This window comes from Pseudomonas sp. NPDC085632 (assembly GCF_044541255.1).
Classification (GTDB): domain Bacteria; phylum Pseudomonadota; class Gammaproteobacteria; order Pseudomonadales; family Pseudomonadaceae; genus Aquipseudomonas.
In genome coordinates this window covers 14,131-37,062 of the sequence record NZ_JBITSX010000056.1, presented here as the reverse complement: position 1 = coordinate 37,062, position 22,932 = coordinate 14,131, and the positions used below count along the sequence as shown (strand labels likewise).

Here is a 22,932-nt window from a genome sequence, read left to right as displayed (position 1 = left end):
GGAAAAGTGCCGACTCGCTAAGTGTTGTTGTCCTACGGGGTAGTCATGGATATTCAGATAATTGCACGCGATGGCGAACCCGAATACGCGGTTCTGCCGTGGGCTCAGTATCAGGCTCTACTAAAAGCAGCAGGCATCAATGAAACACCGTCGCGTCCGGCACCTACGCTGCTCGCGGCCTCACCAGACACGATTCTTCCAGGTCTGGATCAACTACGCAGTTTGCGCGAAGGGAAGGGCATCGCCATTGAGGCGCTGGCCCGCACGGTAGGCATCAGCCCGTCATACTTGGCCATGATCGAAAGTGGCGAGCGTCAGCCCGACGCCGCGATTCGCCGCAGCCTGGCCTGGGAACTGACGGTGCCAGGGTGGAGGGATGAATCGTGAGCGTACGCATCAGTCGTCAACATTGGGACGGATTGCTGGGAGAACTGGATCAGGCGCGCCGGCAGCGCCATCTGCTGACTTATCGGGCTTTGCTCGAACGGTTGCAATTGCCGACACCGGCCATGCAAACCTTGACCGCCGCGCTTGAGCATCTGGCCGCGCTGGATGCCAAGGCCGAACAACCGTTGCGCAGTTCGCTGGTGATCAGCCAGGGGGCGAGTCGCCTGCCACGCACCGGTTTCTTTGAATGTGTTGAACGCCTGGGGCGTTTTTCCGGGCCGTCCGATGGCGTTGCTGCGGCCTCTTGGCATGCCTCGGAAGTCGTTCGTGTTTTTGAATACGAGTACCCGGAATCGGCGGAGGCCTGAGTGTTTTTACGACTCAAGGCGCGGGCCTGTTACTGGCTGGCCCGCAGGCTGTTTCACTGGTCATGGTTCGTTCGACAACCGCGTGGCTGGCGCTGGCTTGAAGGTCAGTTTGCGCGCATGGCCAACCTTGGCGATGTCGGTGCGCAGAGCTTCTATGGGCACATCCTGACCTTTCGCGGTGTCGGCCTGGGCGCGCGTGAAGAAGGTGTGCGCCTGTTGCGGTTGGCGGCACTTGCGGGTGATGGCAAAGCGGCTTATCAGGTCGGTGTGATCAGCCTGGCCGGGACTACGAGCAAACCGCCGGATCCTGGCGAAGCCGCGCGCTGGTGGGGGATGGCTGCCAAGGCCGGGCACCCGTTGGCTGAGCTCAAATTGCAAGAGCTGAGCGCTCGCGGCTCAACACTGTAAATCCATTTATGTCTGCTCATATAAACGCGGCGTGAGGTTTTCCTCATGCCGCGTTTGCTTTTCCGCGCACTCGTTTATCCGCCTGTTGTTTTTTGCAGACAAGTCCTACAGGCATCGCCTACTTGCCTGACTTCTTTCCTGATTGATACCCCGCACAGTTCCCGCGCCTAATTTTTTGCGCGAGGGAACGCTCATGTTTGATCCGCTTATTCAGTCCACTTCGCACACCCGCGTGCGCTGATGGAGGCCGTCACCCGTATCGAGCAAGCACTCGACAGCTTTCCCGCCACCCTCAGTATTTACCGCGAACAGCTCAGGCATTGGGCCAGTCGAGCGACGGATAAATTCAGTCACGCGGCGGATCTGCCTTCGTTGATGGGCATGGAGCGGATCATTCGCTTTGGCTCCGCTAGCACTGCCGTCAGTAGCAGCGACAGCGAATTTTTCTCCGGTGTCGTTCAGTGCCCGAAGGGCGGGTTGATGCAGATCGAGAGCAAGTTCGAGTCGGTCTACGATATTCCGCTGGGCAACATCGTGGTCGATGTGATCGCCATGGACGGTGGCGAAACCATCCCCATCACCCTTGATGCGCAAGGCAAGGGCTCATTCAAAGGAATACCAGGCAAGTTCTACCGGGTGCAGGTGCACAGCGATGTCACTGCGGATCAGGTCGAGGACCTGTTCAAAGCCTATGACGGCCTGACCACTGAGCTGGATGGCTGGCTGCGCAGTGAATGGAAGGGGTTCAAGCCGCAGTGGTCGCAGTCGGTGGCGACGGCGGCAGGCAACGGCATGCTCGCCGGGAGCTGGGCGGCGATCGAGGGCGTGTGGGACAGCATCGGCATGCTCTCGGACATTCTCAAGGATCCCGGGGCGTACGCCGAGCGGTTGGGGGAGGGGGCCACGCAGTTGATGGCGTTGGCGGCGACTGCCCCCGACGTCATGGAAAAGCTGCAACTGCTGGTCAGTGACGAAGCAGCACTGTGTTTATTGCTGCGCACTGCCAGCCTTTGGCTGGAGATGCTCCCGCCCAGTGAAATCGCCGGCAAAACCGCTGAAGCGGCGTCGATGATGATGGTGCAGTTGCTCATCGATGTGCTGATCAGCGTGGTTTTGACGTTCGTCAGTGGTGGTGCAGGCATCGCCTATTTGACCCTGCGCCTGGCGGATCGCGCCGTTCAATTGCTGTCGGCGGTGAAGCGTTTGGTGAAGGCGATGTTCGGCATCGTCGAGGGGTTCATCAAATACGTCGATCAATACAAAGCCGTTGCCGCCCGTGGCATCGCCGCCGGGGTGAAAAAGGGCCGGATGCAATTGCGCTGGAATGCGCAGCGCAACACGTTGCTGAAGAAAGACGAGCATCACGACGACTCGCCGGATCAGGCGAAAAATCCCAACGGCGACAGCGCTGATTGCGTGCCCTTCACCTGTACCAACGGTTGTCCGGTGTCGATGGTCACCGGTGAAGAACTGCTGACTCTGACCGATGCGGTGCTCGATGGCGTGTTGCCGTTTGAGTTCAGCCGGTTGTATCGCTCCAGTGCCGCCGAAATCGATGTTGGGTTGGGCTTTGGCTGGAGCCATTCGCTGGCGCATCGGCTGGAGTTTTTCGCTGATGAGGTTGTTTGGGTCGATCACGAAAACCGTCGAACACAGTTTCCGTTGCCGAGTAGCGAGCGACCGGCGATTCACAACAGCCTGTCGCGGGCGGCGATTTTTCTGGGTGATGAGCCGGAGGAACTGATCCTCGCGCTGGCCGGGGACACGGCGCGGTTTTATCACTTTCGTGCAGGACGGCTGACGGCAATCAGCGATGCCTACGGCAATCGTCTGACGGTGCAGCGCGATCGCTCTGACCGGGTGCAGCGCCTGGACAACGGCGCCGGGCGTTCGCTGCTGTTGCGCTATGACCGGGCGCAGTTGTTGGGTGTCGATTATCAGGTGTTTCGCGACGGTGCCTGGAGCACTGAACAGGCGCTGGTCAGCTATCGCTATGACGCCTATCAGCACCTGATCGAAGCCAGCAACGCCGTCGGCGACAGCGAGCGCTACGACTACGACGACGCCCACGTGATTCTGCAGCGGCAACTGGCGGGCGGCGCGAGTTTTTTCTGGGAGTGGGAGCGGTCGGGGAAAGCTGCCCGTTGCGTCAGGCACTGGGCTTCGTTTTCGCAGATGAACACGCGTTACGTCTGGGCGGACGACGGCAGTGTCGCGGTGCATTACGTCGATGGCACCGAAGAGACTTACGTGCACGACGAGCGTGCGCGGCTGGTGCGCAAGGTCGAGGCCGATGGCGGCGAACAGCTCAAGGCTTATGACTCATCGGGCCGTTTGATCGCCGAGCAGGATGCCTTGGGCACGGTCACCGAATACCGCTACGACGAGGTCGGACGGCTGATCGCGTTGATTCCGCCGGATGACGCGCCCACGTCCTACGAGTATCGCAACGGTTTCCTGCACAAACGCACTCGCGGCGACGCGGTGTGGATCTATCGGCGCAATGCCGAGGGCGATGTCACCGAAGCGGTCGATCCTGACGGTCAGGTCACCCATTACTACTACGACACCCGGGGTCAGTTGCTGTCGATTCGTTACCCGGACAGCAGCCGGCATCGGCTGGTCTGGAATGCCCTCGGCCAGTTGACCGAAGAAACGCTGCCCGATGGCGGCGTGCGGCGTTTTTCCTACGATGCGCTGGGGCGGCGGACCACCACCGCCGACGAACATGGCGCAGTCACCCGTCAGCATTGGGACGCCGTTGGCCGACTGATCCAGACGACGTTTCCTACCGGTAGCACCCGCGCCTACAGCTACGGCGCCTACGGTCAGGTCACCGCCGAGCGCGATGAACTCGGGCGCATTACCCGTTATGAATACGACGATGACCTGCACCTGGTTTCGCGGCGGATCAACCCCGACGGCACGCAGGTGCAGTACCGCTACGACCATGCGCAACTGCTGCTCACCGAGATTGAAAACGAGTCCGGGGAAAAATATCGGCTGGACTACACGCCGACCGGGCTGATTCGTCAGGAAAGCGGTTTTGACGGCCGCCGTACCGCGTACGCCTATGACCTCAACGGCCATCTGCTGGAGAAGACCGAGTTCGGGGATGACGGCTCGCAATTAGTCACTGCCTATGCACGCGATGCTGCCGGGCGCCTGTTAATCAAGACCCTGCCCGACGGCATCAAGGTCACTTACCAATACGACCGCCTAGGTCGTTTGATTGGGGTCGATGACGGCCAGCAACACCCGCTGGCCTTCGAGTACGACCGTCAGGACCGCTTGATCACCGAACATCAGGGCTGGGGCACCCTGCGTTACCGCTACGACGCCTGCGGTCAGCTCAAGCGCCTGCGTCTGCCGGACAACAGCGTGCTCGACTACCGCCACGCCAAGGGTGGCGCGCTGACCGACATCGACCTCAACGGCACGCCGCTGACCCGTCACGTCTACCAGTCCGGACGCGAACGGCAACGCCAGCAGGGCCTGCTGCTCAGCGAATATACCTACGACGATCAAGGACGATTACTCGCCCACGCCGTAGGCCATCAGCGCGATTCGCTGTACCGCCGCGATTATGCCTACAGCGCCAACGGCAATCTCGCCCACATCGCCGACAGCCGCCACGGCCAGCGCACCTACGGCTACGACACCCTCGACCGCCTCATTCGCGTACGCCATTCCCGCGACGAACTGCCGGAAAGCTTCGCCCACGACCCGGCCGGCAACCTGCTGATGCAGGACCGCCCCGGCCCCAGCCAGATAAAAGGCAATCGCCTGCTGATGCAAGGCGATCGCCACTACGACTACGACGCCTTCGGCAACCTGATCCGCGAACGCCGCGGCCGCGCGCAGACCCTCGTCACCGAATACCGCTACGACAGTCAGCACCGCCTGATCGGCTTGACCCGCCCGGACGGCCAAACCGCGTCCTACCAATACGACGCCTTTGGCCGGCGCATCCGCAAAACCGTCGGCGACGCCACCACCGAGTTCTTCTGGCAAGGCGACCACCTCGTCGCCGAAAGCAGCGAACACGAATACCGCAGCTACGTCTACGAACCCGGCACCTTCCGCCCCCTCGCGCTGCTCGACGGCAAAGGCCCGAAAAAAGCCTGCCCGTTCTACTACCAACTCGACCACCTCGGCACCCCGCAGGAACTCACCGACTACAGCGGCGACATCGTCTGGTCCGCGCAATACGACGCCTACGGCAAAGTCGCCGCGTTGACCCTGGCCGGCGACGACTACCTGAACCAGCCGCTGCGCTTTCAGGGGCAGTACTTCGACGGCGAAAGCGGCCTGCATTACAACCGCCACCGATACTACGACCCGAGGCTGGGGCGGTACCTGACGCCGGATCCGATCAAATTGGCCGGTGGCTTGAATCAGTATCAGTACGTGCCGAATCCAACGGGGTGGGTGGATCCGTTGGGGTTGAGCTCTAACTGCCCGCCGCCGAAGAAACCAGGATGTGAGGTGCCGGGTGGGATTGGTGGGGCTAAGGTTGATGAGGGGGAGCCAGCGCTGCCGAAGGTGACGGCGGAGCAGCGTAGGGCGAGGATTGATAAACTAGCCGAGGGAAATGCAAAGCGGCGTGTTAGTGAGTATGAAAAAATTTATGACATGCACACTGTGAAAAAACATAGTTCGGAAATTTCTGATCCTGCTCTAAAACAGCGAGCGATCAATGGAGCGGATCCTCATACCGGTGAGGTCCCGAAAGGTGCCAAAGGTAATCCAAGCTCTCAGTTTCATAGTTGGCGCATGCATTTGGGGGCATTGAATAAAGCGATGACGAAGGATACAAATGGATTGATTAGACATACAGGTCAGGATCAGAAGAAAAATCCAATAGTTAGATTGGAGCTTCCTGGAGCTGGGCGCGGTTACAGACCCAATAAAAAAGATGCACAAAACCCGGGGCTTAATGAGGATATGAATTGGTTTGAGGTTAAATTCGACAAAGTGAATACACAGGAGCCTTTCACGGGCTTCCCCGCGGAGGGAAAATGATGCTGAAAGACCCATTTTTAAATGAACGGTTTGAACCTGACTTAATGTGGTTCGTTGGGATATTTGATGTTTATGATAGAGAGGAGTCTAAGGGTGTAGAACTCGAGGCTTATGATCCGAATGATCAAGCTGATAGAAGTATGCTAATAAAGAAATATTGCTTGAATCAGCCTTATCTCTCATATAGGCATAAATTGGCTCTCGTTGAAAATCTCGAGGCGGTACTTAAGGATCCAAACTTCGATTTTCAAGCGATATTTGAAATAGATGAATGCGAGACAAACAGTTGGCCGCGTGAGGAGTGGTATTTGTTAGAAAGTCCACGTAGGTTTTTTCAAGATGTCTATCAACTAGCGACAGAAATCTGGAAAGAGGATCTGTTGGTGGCTGCTAGTGAGGATAAGTCGACTTGGTAAACTAAAAATCAAGTCAACGTTGTACGCTAAGCTGCAATCGATGTAGCTCGGCAGCGGCCAGACTATCAATCACATGCACGCTATACCCCGGAACACTCTTCGCATGATGCTTCGCCTGCGATGCCATCTCAGCAAGCCGACTGGCATCAAGCTGTGCGCAGGCTTCGGGATGTAGATGCACGACGCCGATGGACAGTGACAACAACGGAAACTCCTGTCGCACTCCTTGGCGATTCGGTGCGATGAAGCAGCCGGCGTCGAGGTGTTCAGTGCGATAGAAGCGTCGGCATTGGCTCTGGAAGTCATCAAGTAATTGATTAAGTCGTTTGCGCCAGTCTTCGGGGCCGAGGACCAGGAGAAAGTCGTCGCCACCAATGTGGCCAACGAAGTCGCGGGTAGGGTCGACGCGTTCGTTGAGGCATTGCGCCAGACACAGCAACACTTCGTCACCACGCCCGTAGCCGTAGATATCGTTGAAGGGTTTAAAGCTGTCGATGTCGACGTAGCAAATGACCGACTCGCGCCCCTGCTGCAGCAGCCGCGTCAGGCATTGCTGAATCGGCACATTACCCGGCAACAAAGTCAGCGGGTTGGCATAACGAGCCTGCTGGATCTTCAGCTCGGTGATCAGCTTGAGCACGTCGATCACCCGGCCAAGACCGAGGTAGCCGCTGTTAAGAGTAATGATGAAATCTTCTTCGATGCGTTGCCGGGCACGGCTGGTGATCAGGCGGCTGACCTGTTGCAGCGACTGACTCATTTCCACGGCGAGAAAATCATCGTTCATCAGGCGGCTGATCGGTTTGCGTGCGAACAGGTCGGTGGCGAACGGTTTCAGCAGGGCATCCGACAAGGAATGGCGGTGGACGATACCGCAGGGTTGGCCTTGTTCGTCGAGTACTGCCAGTGAGTTGAGGTTGGCCTGGCGGCGAAAGGCTTCCAGTACGGTGGCGGTCGGTGTGTCGCGATGCACGGCGGGTTGGTCGTTGAGCAGGGCGCTGAGGTCGCTGCCTTCGTCGTTCAGCGCAACGCTGCTGCTGTCGTGTTTGGGCATCAAGGCGCGGGCATCGCGCGGTGGGTGTTCCTGAGGACGACCGAGCAAATATCCCTGCACCAGATCGACGCCCATTTCAGTCAGCACCGCGAGTTCTTCCGGCAACTCGATGCCTTCGGCGATGACTTGCGCGCGAGAGGCTTTGGCGATTTGCAGGATCGAGCCGACGAACTCGCGCTTCAGCGCGTCCTGATGAATGCCATCGATGAAGTGCCGATCGATCTTCACGTAATCCGGACGCAGTTCCGACCATAGACGCAGGCTCGAATACCCGGCCCCGAGATCATCCAGTGCAATGGAAAATCCCATCGCCCGATAGTGATGCAAGGCCGTTTGCAGCAACTGAAAATCGTCGATGGGTGTCTGTTCGGTCAGCTCGATGACCACCTGACACGGAGGAATGCCGAAATCCTGCAGCAATTGCAACGTGCGCCCCGGTTGATGTGCGGCTTCAAGCAAGGATTCCGGCGAGACGTTGAGAAACAGTTTGCCCGGTAACTGCTGCTCGTTGAAACGGCGGCAAGCGCTTTGCCGGCAGGCGATTTCCAGTTCGCTCAAACGTCCCGCCTGACGTGCTACGGCGAAGAGTGCGATCGGCGAGTGAAGAGGGCTGTTGGACGGGCCACGGGTGAGGGCTTCGTAGCCGAGAATGCGGCGTTCCGAGAGAGAGATGATCGGTTGGAACAGGCTGTGTAAACCGCTTTGAGTCAGGATCGAGCTCAAGGCACTCAGCTGTTCGGTCGTGGTCATGGCAATCTCTGGCGATAAAAAAAGGACTGGGAGCGCTCTCGATGAAGAGAGTGGCTCCCAGTCCTTTATTGCACGACAGAATGATGACTGTTTGATGACGATCCGGGGATCGTCAGCACTAAATTGCCATCATCTTACTTCTTGGCCACCTGATTGCTCAGCTTCAGGTAATCCAGCAATACGCGCCCGGTTTCGCTCAGGTAGGCGTCGTCTTCTGGTTTGACCTTGTCCGGGTCGGCAGCCGCGAGGGCGTCGTCGTCTTCTTTCTTCAGCTCTTTGAGCGGTTCTTCGCCTTTGGCCTTGCGACGGATGTTTTCCATCGCCAGTTGCTTGGCGTCGATGTCGTTGTGCTGGGCACGGCGTTCGGCTTCGTTGAGGCTGACGGTTTTTTCTTCCATCAGTTTCTGCGCCAGGGCCAGTTTGTCCCGGATGAACACGAACTCGGCATCCTTGGCGGTGCGGGTGTCATGTTCGGACTTGAGCTGGGCCAGGAACGGCTTGAACGGATCGGCCGCCGGTTTGATGGCCGCGCGGATGGTGTCCCACGGCATGGCTTCCGGCAGGGCGCTCTCGCCGATTTCCTTGGTGTCGATCAGCGACGGGTAGTCGATGTCCGGCAACACGCCCTGATGCTGGGTGCTCTGACCGGAAACCCGGTAGAACTTGGCCAGAGTCAGTTTCAGTTCGCCATGGTTCAGCGGCTGGATGGTCTGCACGGTGCCTTTACCGAAGGTCTGGCCACCGATGATCAGCGCGCGGTGATAGTCCTGCATGGCGCCGGCGAAAATCTCCGAGGCCGAGGCGGACAAGCGGTTGACCAAGAGTGCCATCGGACCTTTGTAGAACGCGCCCGGGTTTTCATCTTCGAGCACGTCGACACGGCCATCGGCATTACGTACGAGTACGGTCGGGCCTTTGTCGATGAACAGGCTGGTCAGCTCGGTGGCTTCCTGCAGGGAACCGCCGCCGTTGTTGCGCAGGTCGATGACCACGCCATCAACTTTGTCTTTTTGCAGCTCGGTGAGCAGCTTCTTGACGTCGCGTGTGGTGCTCTTGTAGTCCGGATCACCGGCACGGAACGCCTTGAAGTCGAGGTAGAAGGCTGGAATCTCGATCACGCCGAGCTTGTAGTCCTTGCCGTCCTGTTTCAGGTTCAGGATGGATTTTTTCACGGCCTGATCTTCGAGCTTCACCGCTTCACGGGTGATCGGCACGATCTTGGTGGTCTGGTCGTTCGGGGCATTGCTGGCCGGAATCACTTCCAGACGCACCACGGTGCCCTTCGGACCACGGATCAGTTTGACCACTTCGTCCAGACGCCAGCCGACCACGTCGACCATCTCTTTATTGCCTTGGGCAACGCCGATGATCTTGTCAGCCGGGGCAACTTGTTTGGTCTTGTCGGCCGGGCCTGCCGGCACCAGACGCACGACTTTCACCTGGTCGTTGTCGCTCTGCAACACGGCACCGATGCCCTCGAGGGACAGGCTCATGTTGATGTCGAAGTTTTCCGCGTTATCCGGCGACAGGTAGTTGGTGTGCGGATCGTACGACATGGCGAAGGTGTTGATGTACGCCTGGAAGATGTCTTCCGGACGGGTCTGGTCCAGGCGCGCCAACTGGTTCTTGTAGCGCTTGGTCAGGGTTTCCTGGATCTGCTTCGGCTCTTTGCCGGCGATCTTCATCCGCAGCACTTCGTCCTTGACGCGTTTGCGCCACAGGTCGTCGAGTTCAGCAGTGGATTTGAGCCAAGGGGCGTCCTTGCGATCGATCAGCAAGGTTTCCTTGGTGGTGAAGTCCATCTTGTCGACGCCTTTGCTCAGCTCGGCAAGGGCGAAGTCCAGACGCGACTTGACGCGGTCCAGATAGCGCTTGTAGATGGTGAACCCGGCGTTGAGGTCGCCGCTTTTGAGGAAGTCGTCGAACTGGGTCTTCCACTTGTCGAATTCGGTGATGTCGCTGGCCATGAAGTAGCTGCGCGACGGATCCAGCAGCTTGAGATAGCTGTCGTAGATGATTACCGAGCGCGCATCGTCGAGCGGCGGCTTGCTGTAGTGGTGACGCTTGAGCAACTCGACGACGTTCAGGCTGGCGATGACTTCATCGCGATCAGGCTGCAATTTGTCCCAGCTGTTGGCTGCGAATGTATTGCCCGACACCGGCAACAAACCGATACCGATGAAAAGAGCGAGGGCGGTGCTGGGGAGCAAATGCTTCATGCTGATTCGACGCGGGGACAATTGATAACGCATATTAGGCCGTCTTTGAAGTCGCCGGTTCTACGAGAGCCGGTCGCATAATGCAAAAAGCCCGGCGCTACAGCTTCGGGCTCAGTCCAGACTCACTATGGAGGCACTGTGAAGGCATTGCAAGGCGTTGACGGTCAAGTGGCATGGGTTGAAGAGCCGAGTCCTACGTGCGATGTAGGACAAGTCCGCATCCGAGTGGCGGCGGCGGGCCTCAATCGCGCCGATTTATTACAGAAAGCAGGGCTCTATCCGCCACCGCCAGGGGCCAGCCAAGTGCTCGGTCTTGAGTGTTCCGGGGTGATCAGTGAGGTCGGCGCGGGCAGTGCGTGGCAGGTCGGCGATCGGGTTTGCGCCTTGCTGGCCGGGGGTGGCATGGCCGAAGAGGTGGTCGTCGACGGGCGGCACGTGCTGCCGGTTCCCGAAGGCGTCTCGCTGATTGAGGCCGCGGCATTGCCCGAGGTTTATGCAACAGTCTGGCTGAATGTGTTTCAACTTGCGGCGCTCAAACCGGGTGAGAAAGTTCTCTTGCACGCCGGCGCAAGTGGAATTGGTTCAGCCGCCATTCAGTTGTGCAAGGCGTTCGGCAATCCCTGCTGGGTCAGCGTCGGTTCGGCCGAGCGTTTGGCCTACTGTGAGGCGCTGGGCGCGCAGGGCGGGGTGGTGCGCACCGATGATCTGGAGAGCCTGCGCGATTTTGGGCCGTTCGATGTGATTCTCGACCCGGTCGGCGGCAATTATTCGGTGTTGAACCTCAAGCTGATGGCGCTGGACGGGCGTTGGGTGTTGATCGGTTTGATGGGGGGCCGTGAGGCGAAGCTGGATCTGGCGCAGGTGTTGGCCAAGCGTGTGCAGTTGCTCGGCTCGACGTTGCGCAGTCGTGACGATCAGTTCAAGGCCGATCTGTTGAGTGATCTGGGCCAGCAGGTGTGGCCGCTGTTTGCCGAGGGGCGGTTGAGTCCGCAGTTGGCCAAGGCGTTTGCGGTGAAGGATGCCGAGGCGGCGTTTGCGGAGCTGGCGAGTAATACGGTTTCCGGGAAACTGGTGTTGGTGATCGACGATAGCCTGAACTGACTTGTAGGCAGAAGAAGCCCCTCACCCTAACCCTCTCCCAAAGGGAGAGGGGACTGACGGAGTTGTTCTGTCGAGGTACATCGACCTGACACATGGTGTCGAACTCAGGTTCGGGATGTCAGCCTGCAACTCCAGATTAAATCTTTGTCATTTCCAGAGGTGGATTGGCCATCCGGACTTTTCGGCGTGCTCCAGTAGCACCGTGTCCGGGTTGACCACGTGCGGGAAATCCACCTTCAACAGCAATGGCAGATCATTGCGCGAGTCGGAATAAAAACTCGCGCCTTCGAGGTTTTCTTCTTCTGCATCCAACCACTCCAGCAAGCGAGTGATCTTGCCTTCGCGGTAGGTCAGGGTGCCGACGGTGTGGCCGCTGTAAACACCATGCGCGACTTCAAGTTCGATGCCGAGAATTTCATCGATGCCCAGTCGATCGGCAATCGGTTTGACCAGGTGCGTGCCTGACGCCGAGATCACCAGAATCCGGTCTCCCGCCTTGCGATGGGCTGCGATGGTCTTGGTGGCATCGCTGAAGATGATCGGTTCGATAAAGTCTTCCACCCACGGCCCGACCAAGTGCTCGACTTCTTCCGGCGTGCGGCCGATCAGCGGTTCGAGGCTGAACTCCATATACTCTTCCATGCGCAATTTGCCGTGGCTGTAGGCGTCCATCAGTTCGTTGTTCTTGCGCATGAACGACTCGGGATCGACCCAGCCGAGGCGCCCCATCTGCTCGCTCCAGAGGGTGGCGCAGTCGCCGTGGATCAAGGTTTCGTCCAGATCAAAAATTGCCAGGGCCATCAGTGCAGTTCTCTCTTCAACGTCAGCAAAGTCATCAGGCTACCTCACACAGGGCCGTCGGATCGATTGAAAGCGCCAGACGCTGACCGTCGGGATGCAGGTCGGCGGCCGAGCGGTTGAGCACATCCACCACCAGTTCCACGCCGCGCGCTTCGATCCGGTAGCGGATGACGTTGCCGAGCAGGCTGTGGCTGCGGATCTGCGCGTCGAGTTCGCCTTCCAGGCTCAGCTCGATGGCTTCCGGGCGAATGGCGATGCGGTGGTTGATCGGGCGCTGCAACAGCTTCGATGCGTCGTCGGCATCGAGCAGGTTGTAGTTGCCGATGAAGCCGGCGGCGAACACATCGACCGGCGCAGTGTAGAGGGTTTCGGCATCGCCGCTTTGTACGATCTTTCCCTGATTCATCAGGAAAATCCGGTCAGACATGGTCAGCGCTTCTTCCTGATCGTGGGTGACGAAAATCGTCGTCAGGCCAAGTTCGCGCTGAATCTGCCGAATCTGTTCGCGCAGGTGTTTACGAATCCGTGCATCAAGTGCCGACAGCGGTTCATCCAGCAGCAACAAGCGCGGGCGGGTCACCAGCGAACGGGCGAGGGCAACACGTTGGCATTGGCCACCAGAAAGCTGATGCGGATAGCGGCTGGCGAAGTCGTTCAGTTCAACCAGTTTCAACACTTGCGAAACGCGTTTGTGGCTGTCGTCGGCATTGACCTTTTGCATGCGCAAACCAAACGCGACGTTTTGCTCGACGGTCATGTTGGGGAACAGTGCATAGCTCTGAAACACCATGCCGATCCCGCGTTTTTGTGGACTCAGCGGCACGATATCGACGCCATCGAGCAGGATCTTGCCGCCATCCACCGGTGTCAGGCCGGCGATGCAACGCAACAGCGTGGATTTACCGCAACCGGACGGGCCGAGCAGGGTGACGAACTCGCCCTTGTTAATTTCGCAATCGATGTCGCTGAACACGGTCGTGCCGGCGTAGCTTTTCTGCAGGTGTTGGACGCTGACATAGCTCATTCGCTTTTGTCCTTGTTCAAAATGTTGGCGATCCAGGTCAGGACCAGCACAAAAAAGAAATACGAGATGACCAGCGCACTGGTGAAGTGGCCGCTGCTGTTGCGCATGTTGTTCAGGTACACCTGCAGGGTTTCGTAGCGTGTGCCGACGAGGATATTGGCGAACACGAACTCACCGAACAGGAACGAGAACGACAGCAGCAACGCGACCATCAGGCCTTTGCGCAGGTTGGGCAGCACCACCAGAAACGCTGCCTGAAAGGTGCTGGCGCCGAGCAGTTGCGCAGCGTCCATCAGGTCGCGCAGGTTGATCGCTTGCAGGTTGTTGGTGATCGCCCGGTACATGAACGGCAGCGCCACGGTGAAGTAGCAACCGATCAGGATCCACGGTGTGCCGACCATCGCCATCGGCCCGGAACCGTAGAGCTGCAACAGGCCCACCGAGGACACCACCGGCGGCACCGCGAAGGGCAGCAGGATCAGGATGTTCATCAGCGCATCGAGCTTCGGGAAGTGGTAATGCACCACGAACAGCAGCGGCAAAATCAGCACCACCGACAGCACCAGCGCACCGACGCACACCAGCAATGACTGACCAAAGGCGTGAAGGAAGCGCGGGTCGCTCCACAACTGGATGTACCACTTGAAGGTGAAACCGCTGGGCAGGATGGTCGCCGACCAACTGCTGGCGATCGAGTAGATCAGGGTGCCCGCCAACGGCAGCAAGAGGATCGCGAACAACAGGTAAACCACGACGCGGTGGTAGAGGCCGGCCGGGCCGGATTCAGCGCGAGACATGGTAGCTCCTCTTCAACAGCAGTTGATGCACGACGGTGACGATGGTCATCAGCGCCACCAGCACCACGGCAAGGGCGCTGGCCAGATTCGGGTCGAGGGAAATGTCGCCGGAGACCATTGCTGCAATACGGATCGGTAGCACGTTGAAATTGCCGGTGGTCAGCGCATAGACCGTGGCGTAGGCGCCTAGGGCGTTGGCCAGCAGAATCACGAACGTCCCTAGCAATGCAGGCGTCAACACTGGCAAACCAATATGCCGCCAGAACTGCCAGCCGTTGGCACCGAGCAGCGCGGCGGACTCGCGCCAGTCTTCACGCAACGCGTCGAAGGCTGGGTACAGCAGCAACACGCCAAGCGGAATCTGGAAGTAGGTGTAGAGGATAATCAGCCCGGTTTTCGAGTACAGGTTGAAGTCCTGAATGATCCCCGACTGTTTGAGCATGATGGTAATGCTGCCGTTGAAACCGAGCAGGATGATGAACGCGAAGGCCAGAGGCACACCGGCGAAGTTGCTGGTCATGTTGGCGAAAGCGTTCACAAAGTTGCGCAGTTTCGAATCGACGCGGCGCAGGGAATAGGCACCGAGTACGGCGATGATGATGCCGAATACGCTGGACCAGAAACTGATCTCCAGGCTGTACTGGATTGCCTGCAAATAGAATTTCGAGCTGAAGATTTTCGTGAAGTTTTCGACCCCCCAACCAAACTCTTCCGATTGCAGGCTGTTGATCATCACCCAGACCAGCGGGGCGATTTCGAAGATGATAAAGAACAGTGCGAAGGGCACAAGGCACAGGGCTGCCAGCCATTTGCCGCGAGTCATTGAGTTCACTTGAGCAACTCCCGGCACACAGGTTTGTCATGGGGCACGCCGAGCAGTTCGCAGACAGTGCCGCAGATTTCCGTCTGCTTCGGTGTGGCATCGGTGTTGAGGCTGAACGCATCGCCGAGGACGAACAGCGGCACCTGACGCTCTTCCGGCAACAAGCCATTGTGCGAGCGGTCGTTGTTCATGCCGTGGTCGGCGGTCACCAATACCTGATAGCCCGCGTCGAGCCAGTTCTGCAAATAGTCGGCGAGAATAATGTCGGCGAAGCGCGCGCTGTTGCGGTATTGCGAAGAGTCGAGGCCGTGTTTGTGCCCGGCATCGTCGATGTTCATCGGGTGGATCAGCAGGAAGTTCGGATCGTGGCGCAGACGCAGGTTTTCGGCGTCGGCGAACAGATGCGAATCCGGATAGTGATCGCTCCAGTAGAAATGCCCGTGCTGGATCGGCAGCGACAGATTGTCGGTGTGGCGGTCGCGCGCGGCTACGAACGGTGAGCGGTTGTACAACTCGCTGACCCAGTGATACGCCGCAGCGGCGGTTTTCAATCCGGCATCGCGGGCGTAGTGATAAATGCTGCGCTGGTTGGATAGGCGCGAGACGTTGTTGTGGACGATGCCGCTGTCGATCGGCGGCACGCCGGTGAGGATGCATTCGTAAAGCGGTCGCGACAGGGCCGGCAGTTCACACTCCAACTGGTAGAGCGCGGCGCGTCCTGCGCCAACATAAGCCAGCAGATGCCCCATGGCGTGACGCGCGACCTCGTAATTGAGGCCGTCGAGCACGACAAGGATGACGTTGTGCTTCATAGGGGCAAATACTCCGAAAACAAAACTGGAACCAACCCCTGTAGGAGCTGCCGCAGGCTGCGATCTTTTGATGTTGCTTTTAAAGGGCAAGATCAAAAGATCGCAGCCTGCGGCAGCTCCTACAGATGAAGGATTACTTCATCTCTACGATGACTTCTTCGTTCCATGCCTGTGGCAGGGCTTTGGAGGTTTTTTCCCACGCATCGGCGTCTTTGATCGGGGTGACCTTCTTGTACTGCTCGTTCGGCAGCAGTTTGGCCTTCACGTCTTCCGGCAGTTGCAGGTGCTCGGCGCGGATCGGACGGGCGTTGCCGCGAGCGAGGTTGGTCTGGCCGGCGTCGCTGAAGATGTATTCGCGGGTCAGCTTGGCAGCGTTAGGGTTTTTTGCGTACTTGTTGATGATCGTGGTGTAGCCGGAAATCACCGAACCGTCGGACGGGATCAGCACGACGTAGTCATCCGGGTTGGCCATCTTGGCCTTGTAGCTGAGGCCGTTGAAGTCCCAGACCACGCCGACTTCGATCTCGCCTTTTTCCATGGTGGCGATGGTCGGGTTGGCCATCGACAGGCGACCTTGCTTGGCGATGTCTGCAAACAGCAGCAGGGCGGGTTTGATGTTTTTCTCATCGCCGCCGTTGGCCAGTGCCGCAGCGAGAACGCCGTTGGCCGCTTGAGCGGCGGTGCTCACGTCGCCGATCGAGACCTTGTATTTGCCGCCCTTGAGGTCAGCCCATTTGGTCGGCACTTCGGAACCGTGCAGCAGCTTTTTATTGACGATGAACGCGATGGTGCCGGTGTAGGCCAGCGCCCAGTTGCCGTCCTTGTCCTTGGCCCAGTCCGGAACCTGATCCCAGGTGCTTGGCTTGTACGGTTGCACCACGCCTTGTTTGACCGCGATCGGGCCAAACGCAGCACCAACGTCGCCGATGTCGGCAGTGGCGTTGTCTTTTTCGGCGGCGAACTTGGCGATTTCCTGGGCCGAACTCATGTCGGTGTCGATGTGCTTCAGGCCGTAGGTCTTGGCCAGGTCTTCCCAGGTGCCTTTCCAGTTGGCCCAGTCATCGGGCATGCCGACGCTGTTGACGGCGCCTTCCGCTTTCGCAGCGGCTTCGAGGGTTTTCAGATCGGTGCCGGCCGCCATGGCGGAGGTGCACATTGCAATGGTCGAGCCTAACAGTGTTGCCAGGAAAAGCTGTTTCATTCCGAAGCTCCTTGGTCGTGTTCAACGCTGCGATTGCGGTGTGTGTTGGTCTAGGTCAGCAATACCTGAGCCAATTTAAGTGGGCTGGATGACACTTTGATGTCGGCGACCTCGTTTCAGGCCTTTTATTTGCCCGGTATTGGCGGCTGCCAGTTAAGCGTAGACCATGCTCAAAGGCCCGGAGAGCAAGGGACTTGGCCGATGTATTGCAAGTCGTGAAGACGACCGTTCGGTAGTTTTGTCATCTCTCGGTCATCTGCACTGCCTAGGCTTGCGACATCAGGAAACGGCGCGATTGCCGTGTGGTTTTGCTCCGAAACAGTGCTGGTCTAGTCCAGATAGGTAACGTTGATGCGCGATGAGGCAACGAAAGCGGTGACAGCGATTGGCCAGGTGCTGCAGGAGCAGCTCGATCACGGGTTGCTGGCGGCGGGCAGCAAATTGCCGGCCGAGCGCAAGCTCAGTGAGTTATTTGGTACTACGCGGATTACCGTGCGGGAGGCGTTGTTGCAATTGGAGGCGCAGGGGCAGATTTATCGCGAGGAGCGGCGCGGCTGGTTCGTCTCGCCACCGCGTCTGGCCTACAACCTGATGCAGCGCAGTCACTTTCACGCGATGGTCAGTGCGCAGGGGCGGGTGCCGTCGACCGAGGTGATTTCGGCGCGGTTGCAGCCGGCTTCGGCGGCGGTGTGTGCCTGGCTGCAACTGCCGGCTTTGTCGAGCGTGATTCAGATTTGCCGGTCGCGGCGCATTGATGGGCGGTTGGTGTTGTATGTGGAGCACTATTTGAATCCGCAGTTTTTTCCGGGGATTCTTGAGTTTGATTTGAATAAGTCGATGACCGAGTTGTATGCGCGGCATTACGATTTGCGTTATGGGCGGGTGCGCTTTGAGATTGTGCCTACCTCGTTGTCGGTGGATGCGGCGGCGGCTTTACGGGTGTCGGTGGGGAGTCCGGGGTTGCGGATTGCTCGGGTTAATTATGATCAGCATGAGCGGTTGATTGATTGTGATCTGGAGTTTTGGCGGCATGATGCAATTCACGTCGGGGTTGATGTGGTTTGAGCTTTGACCTTGGCGGCCTGTGGGCCGACCAGGTTTTTTTTGGGGGGGGGTGTATATCCGTTGCTTCGGGTGCTGCCGCTGACGGTTTCGCTCTTACAGCGACTCACTTTTCCAGACGCCGAAAAGTAAGCAAAAGGCTGGGCCCCGGCGTTCGGCCCGCTCGCTGGGGCTCGGGGTTCCTTCGTTACGGGATCGATCCGAGGGCATCGCTTCCGGTTTGCTTCGCTGCACCTCCTTTCGATGTGTTCGACTTCGTCGAACGGCGCTGCGCGCCCACCCCCGGATAGACCCCTCCACTCAGCCTGCCGAAGGGGCCGGCACGGCAAGATCAAGAGCGGTACTCGAGCTTGCGCTCATTGTGTTGAGTGGTGAAAAGCAGAAGCGATACGAATATCTAACGGTGAATTCAATCCCTGTGGGAGCTGGCTTGCCAGCGATGGCGGCTTCAGAGGTGAACATTTGCTAACTGAATGCACTCAATCCAAATGTGGGGCGGGCCTGCTCGCGAAAGCGCCCCCACAGTCACCTCATCCCTATTTGCCCGCCCCTGCATTGGCATACAAATAATCCGTCGCCAACGACGCCAATGTCCTCACGCCCACCACCAGCGCCGACTCATCCACAAAGAACCCCGGATTGTGATTCGGCGCCGCTTTGCTCATGTCTTGATCCCTCGGTGTCACGCCGAGAAACACAAACAGGCCCGGCACTTCCTTGGCATAGAACGAAAAATCTTCCGCGCCCCCCACCAGCGGTGCATTAACCACATCATCCTTGGCGGCCCACTTCAGCGTCGGCAGCATCTTTTCCGTCAGCGCCGGGTTGTTAATCGTCGGGTCGTATTTTTCGATGATGGTGACATCCGCTTTCGCACCGCCGCTCTCGGCGATTTTTTCCACGGTCTGGCGGACGTCGGCATGCAGTTTCTGGCGGATGCCATAGTCGTAGGAGCGGATCGTGCCGGTCATGTCGACCGATTCGGGGATGATGTTGTAGCGCGTGCCGCCGTTGATGGTGCCGATGCTGACCACTGACGGATAAGACGAGATGTCGGTGCGGCGGCTGACCACGGTTTGCAGGCCGACGATGGTTTGTGCGCCGACGGTGATCGGGTCGATGCCGTCCCAGGGGCGGCCGGCGTGGGTCTGTTTGCCGAGGATTTTGATGCGCAGGTCGTCGGAGCTGGCGAGGGTGGCGCCGGGGCGGTAGGCGATCTGGCCGGCGGGGACGCCGGCCCAGACGTGCAGGCCAAAGACCGCGTCGGGTTTTGGTGATTTCATCACGCCTTCCTCGACCATCATTTTCGCACCCCAGGTGTTTTTGCCGTCGGGGATGAAGTCGCTCGGGCCTTCTTCGGCGGGCTGGAAGTAGAACACCACGGTGCCGGGTAATGTGTCGCGCATGCCTGTGAGAATTTTCGCCGTGCTGAGCAGGATGGCGGTGTGGGCGTCGTGGCCGCAGGCGTGCATGACGTCGACTTCTTTGTCGAGGTAAGTGCCTTTGGCTTTTGAGGCAAACGGCAGATTCGAGACTTCCTTGACCGGCAGTGCGTCCATGTCGGCGCGCAAGGCCACGGTCGGGCCGGGCAGGGCGCCTTTGAGGATGGCGACCACACCGGTGCGGGCGACGCCGGTTTTGACGTCCAGACCCATGGCCTTGAGTTGTTTGGCGACCAGCTCGGCGGTGCGTTTTTCCGTATTGCCGAGTTCCGGGTGGGCGTGGATGTCGCGGCGGGTTTCCAGCAGTTCCGGTTCAAGTTGTTTGGCTTGTGCGGCGATTTGTTCGCGGGTGCTGTCCAGCGTGGCAGCACCGGCGTGACCAGCGAGCAGGGTAATGAAAACGGCTTGGGCAATGCGTGTCAGCTGCATCGGGATTCTCCTTGTTTATTGTTCTTGGCTTCCCTGTCTGTGACAAACGCCCAGCAGGTAAGTGCTCTTGGGTGATTGAAGCGCTGCGCTACCTTCCAAAGTTGCTGAAGAAAAAGAGTAGTAGAGAAACTTCCTACTGCTTTATCAGTTCCGTCCGGCGTGACAGAAAAAACCGCGCACGATAAATATGTACCGCACTGCGCAGCATTTATTTCCATAAATTTCTCTAGGTACCGGTCACGTTATTGGCTGTTTGAAGGTGACCGGCCAGCGCGACAAAACTATTGTCCATGGAGGATTTATAAATGCAGCGTAATGGAATAACGCTTCCGCCGAGTGTGGTGCGTCCGGATAAACAAGACGAATATTTACATTATTTAGGGGCAGGAGACGGCTCGGGACCAAACATCAACTTTGCGCCTTTGGGTGAAATACTCGATATGGAAAGTATCTATAAAGATACTTCCAGGAATATTGCTCAGGTCATTGAACATGAACTGGCAGAAGTGCGGGCAGCAGGTGATCAAAGTGTATTGCCTCCTTTGGATGCGCTGGCGCGGGAGATGCGATTCAGGGAATCGCTGACGACACGAAAATTCAATGCGTTTTTCGTGGCGAGAGACGTTGCCATTCAACGTTTCAGTCATGCCCAAATTGAAACTTTTTTTAACGGTGGCCGGTTACCACAGGTAAATCGGCGAGGCAGCGGTGTCAGCGTTCGGCAGGCCTATAGCGCCTTGTTCAATGCCAAGTTGCTGGTCGAAGGCATCAACTTGTTGAACAGCCAGTCGGCCACGGTCAAAGGCATGATTGCTGTGGTGCAAGCGCAGGAAGCCGAGCGGATCGCCCAGGAGCAGGCGCGGTTGGCGGCGGAACATGCCAGGCAGGTTGCACAGGAACAGGCCCGCGTCGCTCAAGAGCATGCTCGACGGCTGGCGGAAGAACTGGCGCGGCAGGCCGCCGCCAATGAACTCAGGCGACTTGAAGAAGAACAGGTCCGCCTGGCGGCTGAGGCACTGGAGCGCAAGCGTTCCGAGGAACAGGCGGCGCTTGAGGCTGAAGCCCAAGCACACAGGGCCGCTGAGGAGCAGCGTCGGCGGGAGGCCATCGAAGAGGCCAATCGCCTGCTTGAGGAGCAGCAACGTAGCCGCGGTCATGGCAGCCTTCTACGCCTTCAGGGCAATGTCAGCCACGCCCAACTGGTATTTGCGACATCCGGCGGTGCGGTTGCGATTGCGGACAATCTGATGGCGGGGGTAGCTGCCGTCATTCGCTCGGCGGTTGCCGGCCTGTCGGGTCTCGCGGCAGGCACGGCGTCGGGTCTGATGGTGGGTGTGAGTGCATTCATCTACTCACCGACGCTGGGCAATGGTGAGTTGCCCCAGCGCTTCGTGCTCAGCCATCCGTTGTCGGACCTGCTTCCCGGGCCGTTGCCGGATCTGCACAGGCTGGCAAGCGAAAGGGCGTTGCTGGATTTACCCGTACGTTTAAGTCCCCGGCCATTGACAGGCAATCTTGCAGAACTGCTCGTTGTTCCGGTAGGCGGCAAAAGACTCCCTTCCGGCGTGCGAGTGATTGCAGCTGGCTATAACCCCGGGGATAACACCTACGCCACCACGCTTACTGACCTTCCCCCAACAACCGTGGTCTGGACGCCCTCAGTAACGCCGACTGACAGTTCAACGCAGTTGCCCGTCGAAGAATCAGCTCCACCGCGATACTTCGGCGGCAATCTCGTCCCGATTGAAGGACGGATCGATACCTATCCTGTCCCGGGCAACATTCACTTCGACGACTTCATTCTGGTTTTCCCGCCGGAATCGGGACTGCCACCGCAGTACGTCATGTTCCGGGACCGTCGGAATGATCCGGGGGTTGCCAGCGGCTATGGAGAGCCGGTTGTGGGTCGATGGCTGGAGGGGGCTGCGCAAGGTGAGGGGGCGGCGATTCCTTCGCAGATTGCTGATCAGTTGAGGGGGAAGGAGTTCAAGAGTTTCAGGGTTTTTAGAGAGACGTTTTGGAAGACTTTGGTTGCTGATACCGAACTAGCGATCTGGTTTGATCCAGGTAGCTTAAAAGAAATGAGCAACGGGCGATCGCCGTTTGTAAAAAGAGATAATCGTGTTGGAAAAAGAGTGAAATTTGAGTTGCATCACAACGTTGCGTTGTCAAATGATGGGGGGTTGTATGATATGGAAAATTTGCTCGTACTGACTCCAAGGCAACATGTTGAAGTTCATAAAGGAGGTGTGTAGTGGCTAATTCGATTAGTGATATGTCCGAGAAGGAATTCTTGGATTTTGTATGGAAAATATATCAGTCCGAATATGCGACTGAGAAACAGCAAATTGCAGCTGTGATGGAGTATGAGAGGCTGAGCGAACATCCTGCGGGGTCTGATTTGCTTTACTACCCCGAGCCAGGAAAAGAAGGCCCGGAGCGTGTGGTCTTGGAAATAAAGAATTGGCGCAAAGCCAATGGAAAATCTGGTTTCAAAGATCAATAAAACTCTATTTTCTAAAGCACACGTCGAAGTTCATAAAGGAGTTTGATATGAAATCGATACGTGAAATGAGTGAGGAGAGTTTTCTTGAATTTGTCAGAAAAATCTATAACGCAGAATTTCGTACAGAGAGACAGCAAATTGCTGCCATTCTTGAGTTTCAGCAGCTAGCTGAGCATCCTTCTGGCTCAGATTTGATCTACTACCCGAAAGAAGGTAAGGATGGGCCTGAGAAAGTTGTAATCGAGGTGAAAAAATGGCGCTCCGCTAACGGTAAGCCTGGTTTCAAAGATCAGTAGAAGTAACCCCC

General features: G+C 58.0%; 19 protein-coding genes. 10 read left to right on the top strand and 9 right to left on the bottom strand.

The window, feature by feature from the left end:
* The first annotated feature begins 45 nt into the window (after positions 1 to 45).
* From ACIF4X_RS25595 to ACIF4X_RS25575, 5 genes are all read left to right on the top strand, one after another.
* Complete coding sequence (locus tag ACIF4X_RS25595) at positions 46 to 387, top strand: helix-turn-helix domain-containing protein (protein ID WP_397484217.1); 342 nt, start codon at positions 46 to 48, stop codon at positions 385 to 387.
* Positions 384 to 755 (top strand): hypothetical protein, encoded by a 372-nt coding sequence (locus tag ACIF4X_RS25590; RefSeq protein ID WP_003223109.1) that lies wholly within the window; start codon positions 384 to 386, stop codon positions 753 to 755. The genes ACIF4X_RS25595 and ACIF4X_RS25590 overlap by 4 nt, the downstream gene beginning before the upstream one ends.
* On the top strand, positions 756 to 1,163 hold the full coding sequence (locus ACIF4X_RS25585; RefSeq protein ID WP_397484216.1) for a tetratricopeptide repeat protein: 408 nt from the start codon (positions 756 to 758) through the stop codon (positions 1,161 to 1,163). It begins immediately after the preceding gene.
* Positions 1,164 to 1,403: 240 nt separating this feature from the next.
* The gene (locus ACIF4X_RS25580) at positions 1,404 to 6,188 is read left to right on the top strand and encodes an RHS repeat-associated core domain-containing protein (RefSeq protein ID WP_397484215.1); all 4,785 of its coding nucleotides are present in this window, start codon (positions 1,404 to 1,406) and stop codon (positions 6,186 to 6,188) included.
* Positions 6,185 to 6,604, top strand: coding sequence for a hypothetical protein (locus ACIF4X_RS25575; RefSeq protein WP_397484214.1), 420 nt, complete (start codon positions 6,185 to 6,187; stop codon positions 6,602 to 6,604). Before ACIF4X_RS25580 ends, ACIF4X_RS25575 begins: the two co-directional genes overlap by 4 nt.
* Before the next feature lie 13 nt (positions 6,605 to 6,617).
* On the opposite strand, the gene ACIF4X_RS25570 is transcribed toward ACIF4X_RS25575, so the two are convergent.
* Positions 6,618 to 8,408: a bifunctional diguanylate cyclase/phosphodiesterase gene (locus tag ACIF4X_RS25570; protein ID WP_397484213.1), complete on the bottom strand. Its 1,791-nt coding sequence runs from the start codon at positions 8,406 to 8,408 to the stop codon at positions 6,618 to 6,620.
* A gap of 134 nt (positions 8,409 to 8,542) precedes the next feature.
* Positions 8,543 to 10,627, bottom strand: coding sequence for a carboxy terminal-processing peptidase (locus ACIF4X_RS25565; protein ID WP_397484212.1), 2,085 nt, complete (start codon positions 10,625 to 10,627; stop codon positions 8,543 to 8,545).
* A 138-nt stretch (positions 10,628 to 10,765) separates the two neighbouring features.
* Between ACIF4X_RS25565 and ACIF4X_RS25560 the strand changes: the two genes are divergently transcribed.
* On the top strand, positions 10,766 to 11,728 hold the full coding sequence (locus ACIF4X_RS25560) for a zinc-binding dehydrogenase (RefSeq protein WP_397484210.1): 963 nt from the start codon (positions 10,766 to 10,768) through the stop codon (positions 11,726 to 11,728).
* A 147-nt stretch (positions 11,729 to 11,875) separates the two neighbouring features.
* Here the strand turns inward: ACIF4X_RS25560 and ACIF4X_RS25555 are convergent, their stop codons facing one another.
* The 6 genes from ACIF4X_RS25555 to ACIF4X_RS25530 all read right to left on the bottom strand — a co-directional run bounded on the left by ACIF4X_RS25555 (position 11,876) and on the right by ACIF4X_RS25530 (position 17,186).
* Positions 11,876 to 12,529 (bottom strand): HAD family hydrolase, encoded by a 654-nt coding sequence (locus ACIF4X_RS25555; protein ID WP_397484209.1) that lies wholly within the window; start codon positions 12,527 to 12,529, stop codon positions 11,876 to 11,878.
* Between the two features lie 34 nt (positions 12,530 to 12,563).
* Positions 12,564 to 13,553, bottom strand: coding sequence for an ABC transporter ATP-binding protein (locus tag ACIF4X_RS25550; RefSeq protein ID WP_397484208.1), 990 nt, complete (start codon positions 13,551 to 13,553; stop codon positions 12,564 to 12,566).
* Positions 13,550 to 14,350 (bottom strand): ABC transporter permease, encoded by an 801-nt coding sequence (locus ACIF4X_RS25545; protein ID WP_064121014.1) that lies wholly within the window; start codon positions 14,348 to 14,350, stop codon positions 13,550 to 13,552. The genes ACIF4X_RS25550 and ACIF4X_RS25545 overlap by 4 nt, the downstream gene beginning before the upstream one ends.
* Entirely contained in the window at positions 14,337 to 15,173 is an 837-nt protein-coding gene (locus tag ACIF4X_RS25540) for an ABC transporter permease (RefSeq protein WP_397484221.1), read from the bottom strand. The genes ACIF4X_RS25545 and ACIF4X_RS25540 overlap by 14 nt, the downstream gene beginning before the upstream one ends.
* Positions 15,174 to 15,178: 5 nt before the next feature.
* On the bottom strand, positions 15,179 to 15,985 hold the full coding sequence (locus tag ACIF4X_RS25535) for an alkaline phosphatase family protein (protein ID WP_397484207.1): 807 nt from the start codon (positions 15,983 to 15,985) through the stop codon (positions 15,179 to 15,181).
* Positions 15,986 to 16,118: 133 nt separating this feature from the next.
* Entirely contained in the window at positions 16,119 to 17,186 is a 1,068-nt protein-coding gene (locus tag ACIF4X_RS25530) for an ABC transporter substrate-binding protein (RefSeq protein WP_093441622.1), read from the bottom strand.
* A 351-nt stretch (positions 17,187 to 17,537) separates the two neighbouring features.
* Between ACIF4X_RS25530 and ACIF4X_RS25525 the strand changes: the two genes are divergently transcribed.
* Entirely contained in the window at positions 17,538 to 18,251 is a 714-nt protein-coding gene (locus tag ACIF4X_RS25525; protein WP_397484206.1) for a UTRA domain-containing protein, read from the top strand.
* Between the two features lie 533 nt (positions 18,252 to 18,784).
* Here the strand turns inward: ACIF4X_RS25525 and ACIF4X_RS25520 are convergent.
* Positions 18,785 to 20,119, bottom strand: a complete 1,335-nt coding sequence (locus tag ACIF4X_RS25520) for an amidohydrolase (RefSeq protein ID WP_397484205.1) — start codon at positions 20,117 to 20,119, stop codon at positions 18,785 to 18,787.
* Positions 20,120 to 20,424: 305 nt separating this feature from the next.
* Here ACIF4X_RS25520 and ACIF4X_RS25515 point away from each other — a divergent pair, with 305 nt between their 5' ends.
* Genes ACIF4X_RS25515 through ACIF4X_RS25505 form a run of 3 tightly spaced genes read left to right on the top strand, consistent with a single transcriptional unit; the run spans position 20,425 to position 22,921 of the window.
* Positions 20,425 to 22,374: an S-type pyocin domain-containing protein gene (locus tag ACIF4X_RS25515; RefSeq protein WP_397484204.1), complete on the top strand. Its 1,950-nt coding sequence runs from the start codon at positions 20,425 to 20,427 to the stop codon at positions 22,372 to 22,374.
* Positions 22,374 to 22,625, top strand: a complete 252-nt coding sequence (locus ACIF4X_RS25510; protein WP_249384290.1) for a bacteriocin immunity protein — start codon at positions 22,374 to 22,376, stop codon at positions 22,623 to 22,625. The genes ACIF4X_RS25515 and ACIF4X_RS25510 overlap by 1 nt, the downstream gene beginning before the upstream one ends.
* A 47-nt stretch (positions 22,626 to 22,672) precedes the next feature.
* Positions 22,673 to 22,921 carry a bacteriocin immunity protein gene (locus ACIF4X_RS25505; protein ID WP_397484203.1) on the top strand — a complete coding sequence of 83 codons (249 nt, stop codon included), beginning with the start codon at positions 22,673 to 22,675 and terminating at the stop codon, positions 22,919 to 22,921.
* Positions 22,922 to 22,932 lie beyond the last annotated feature (11 nt).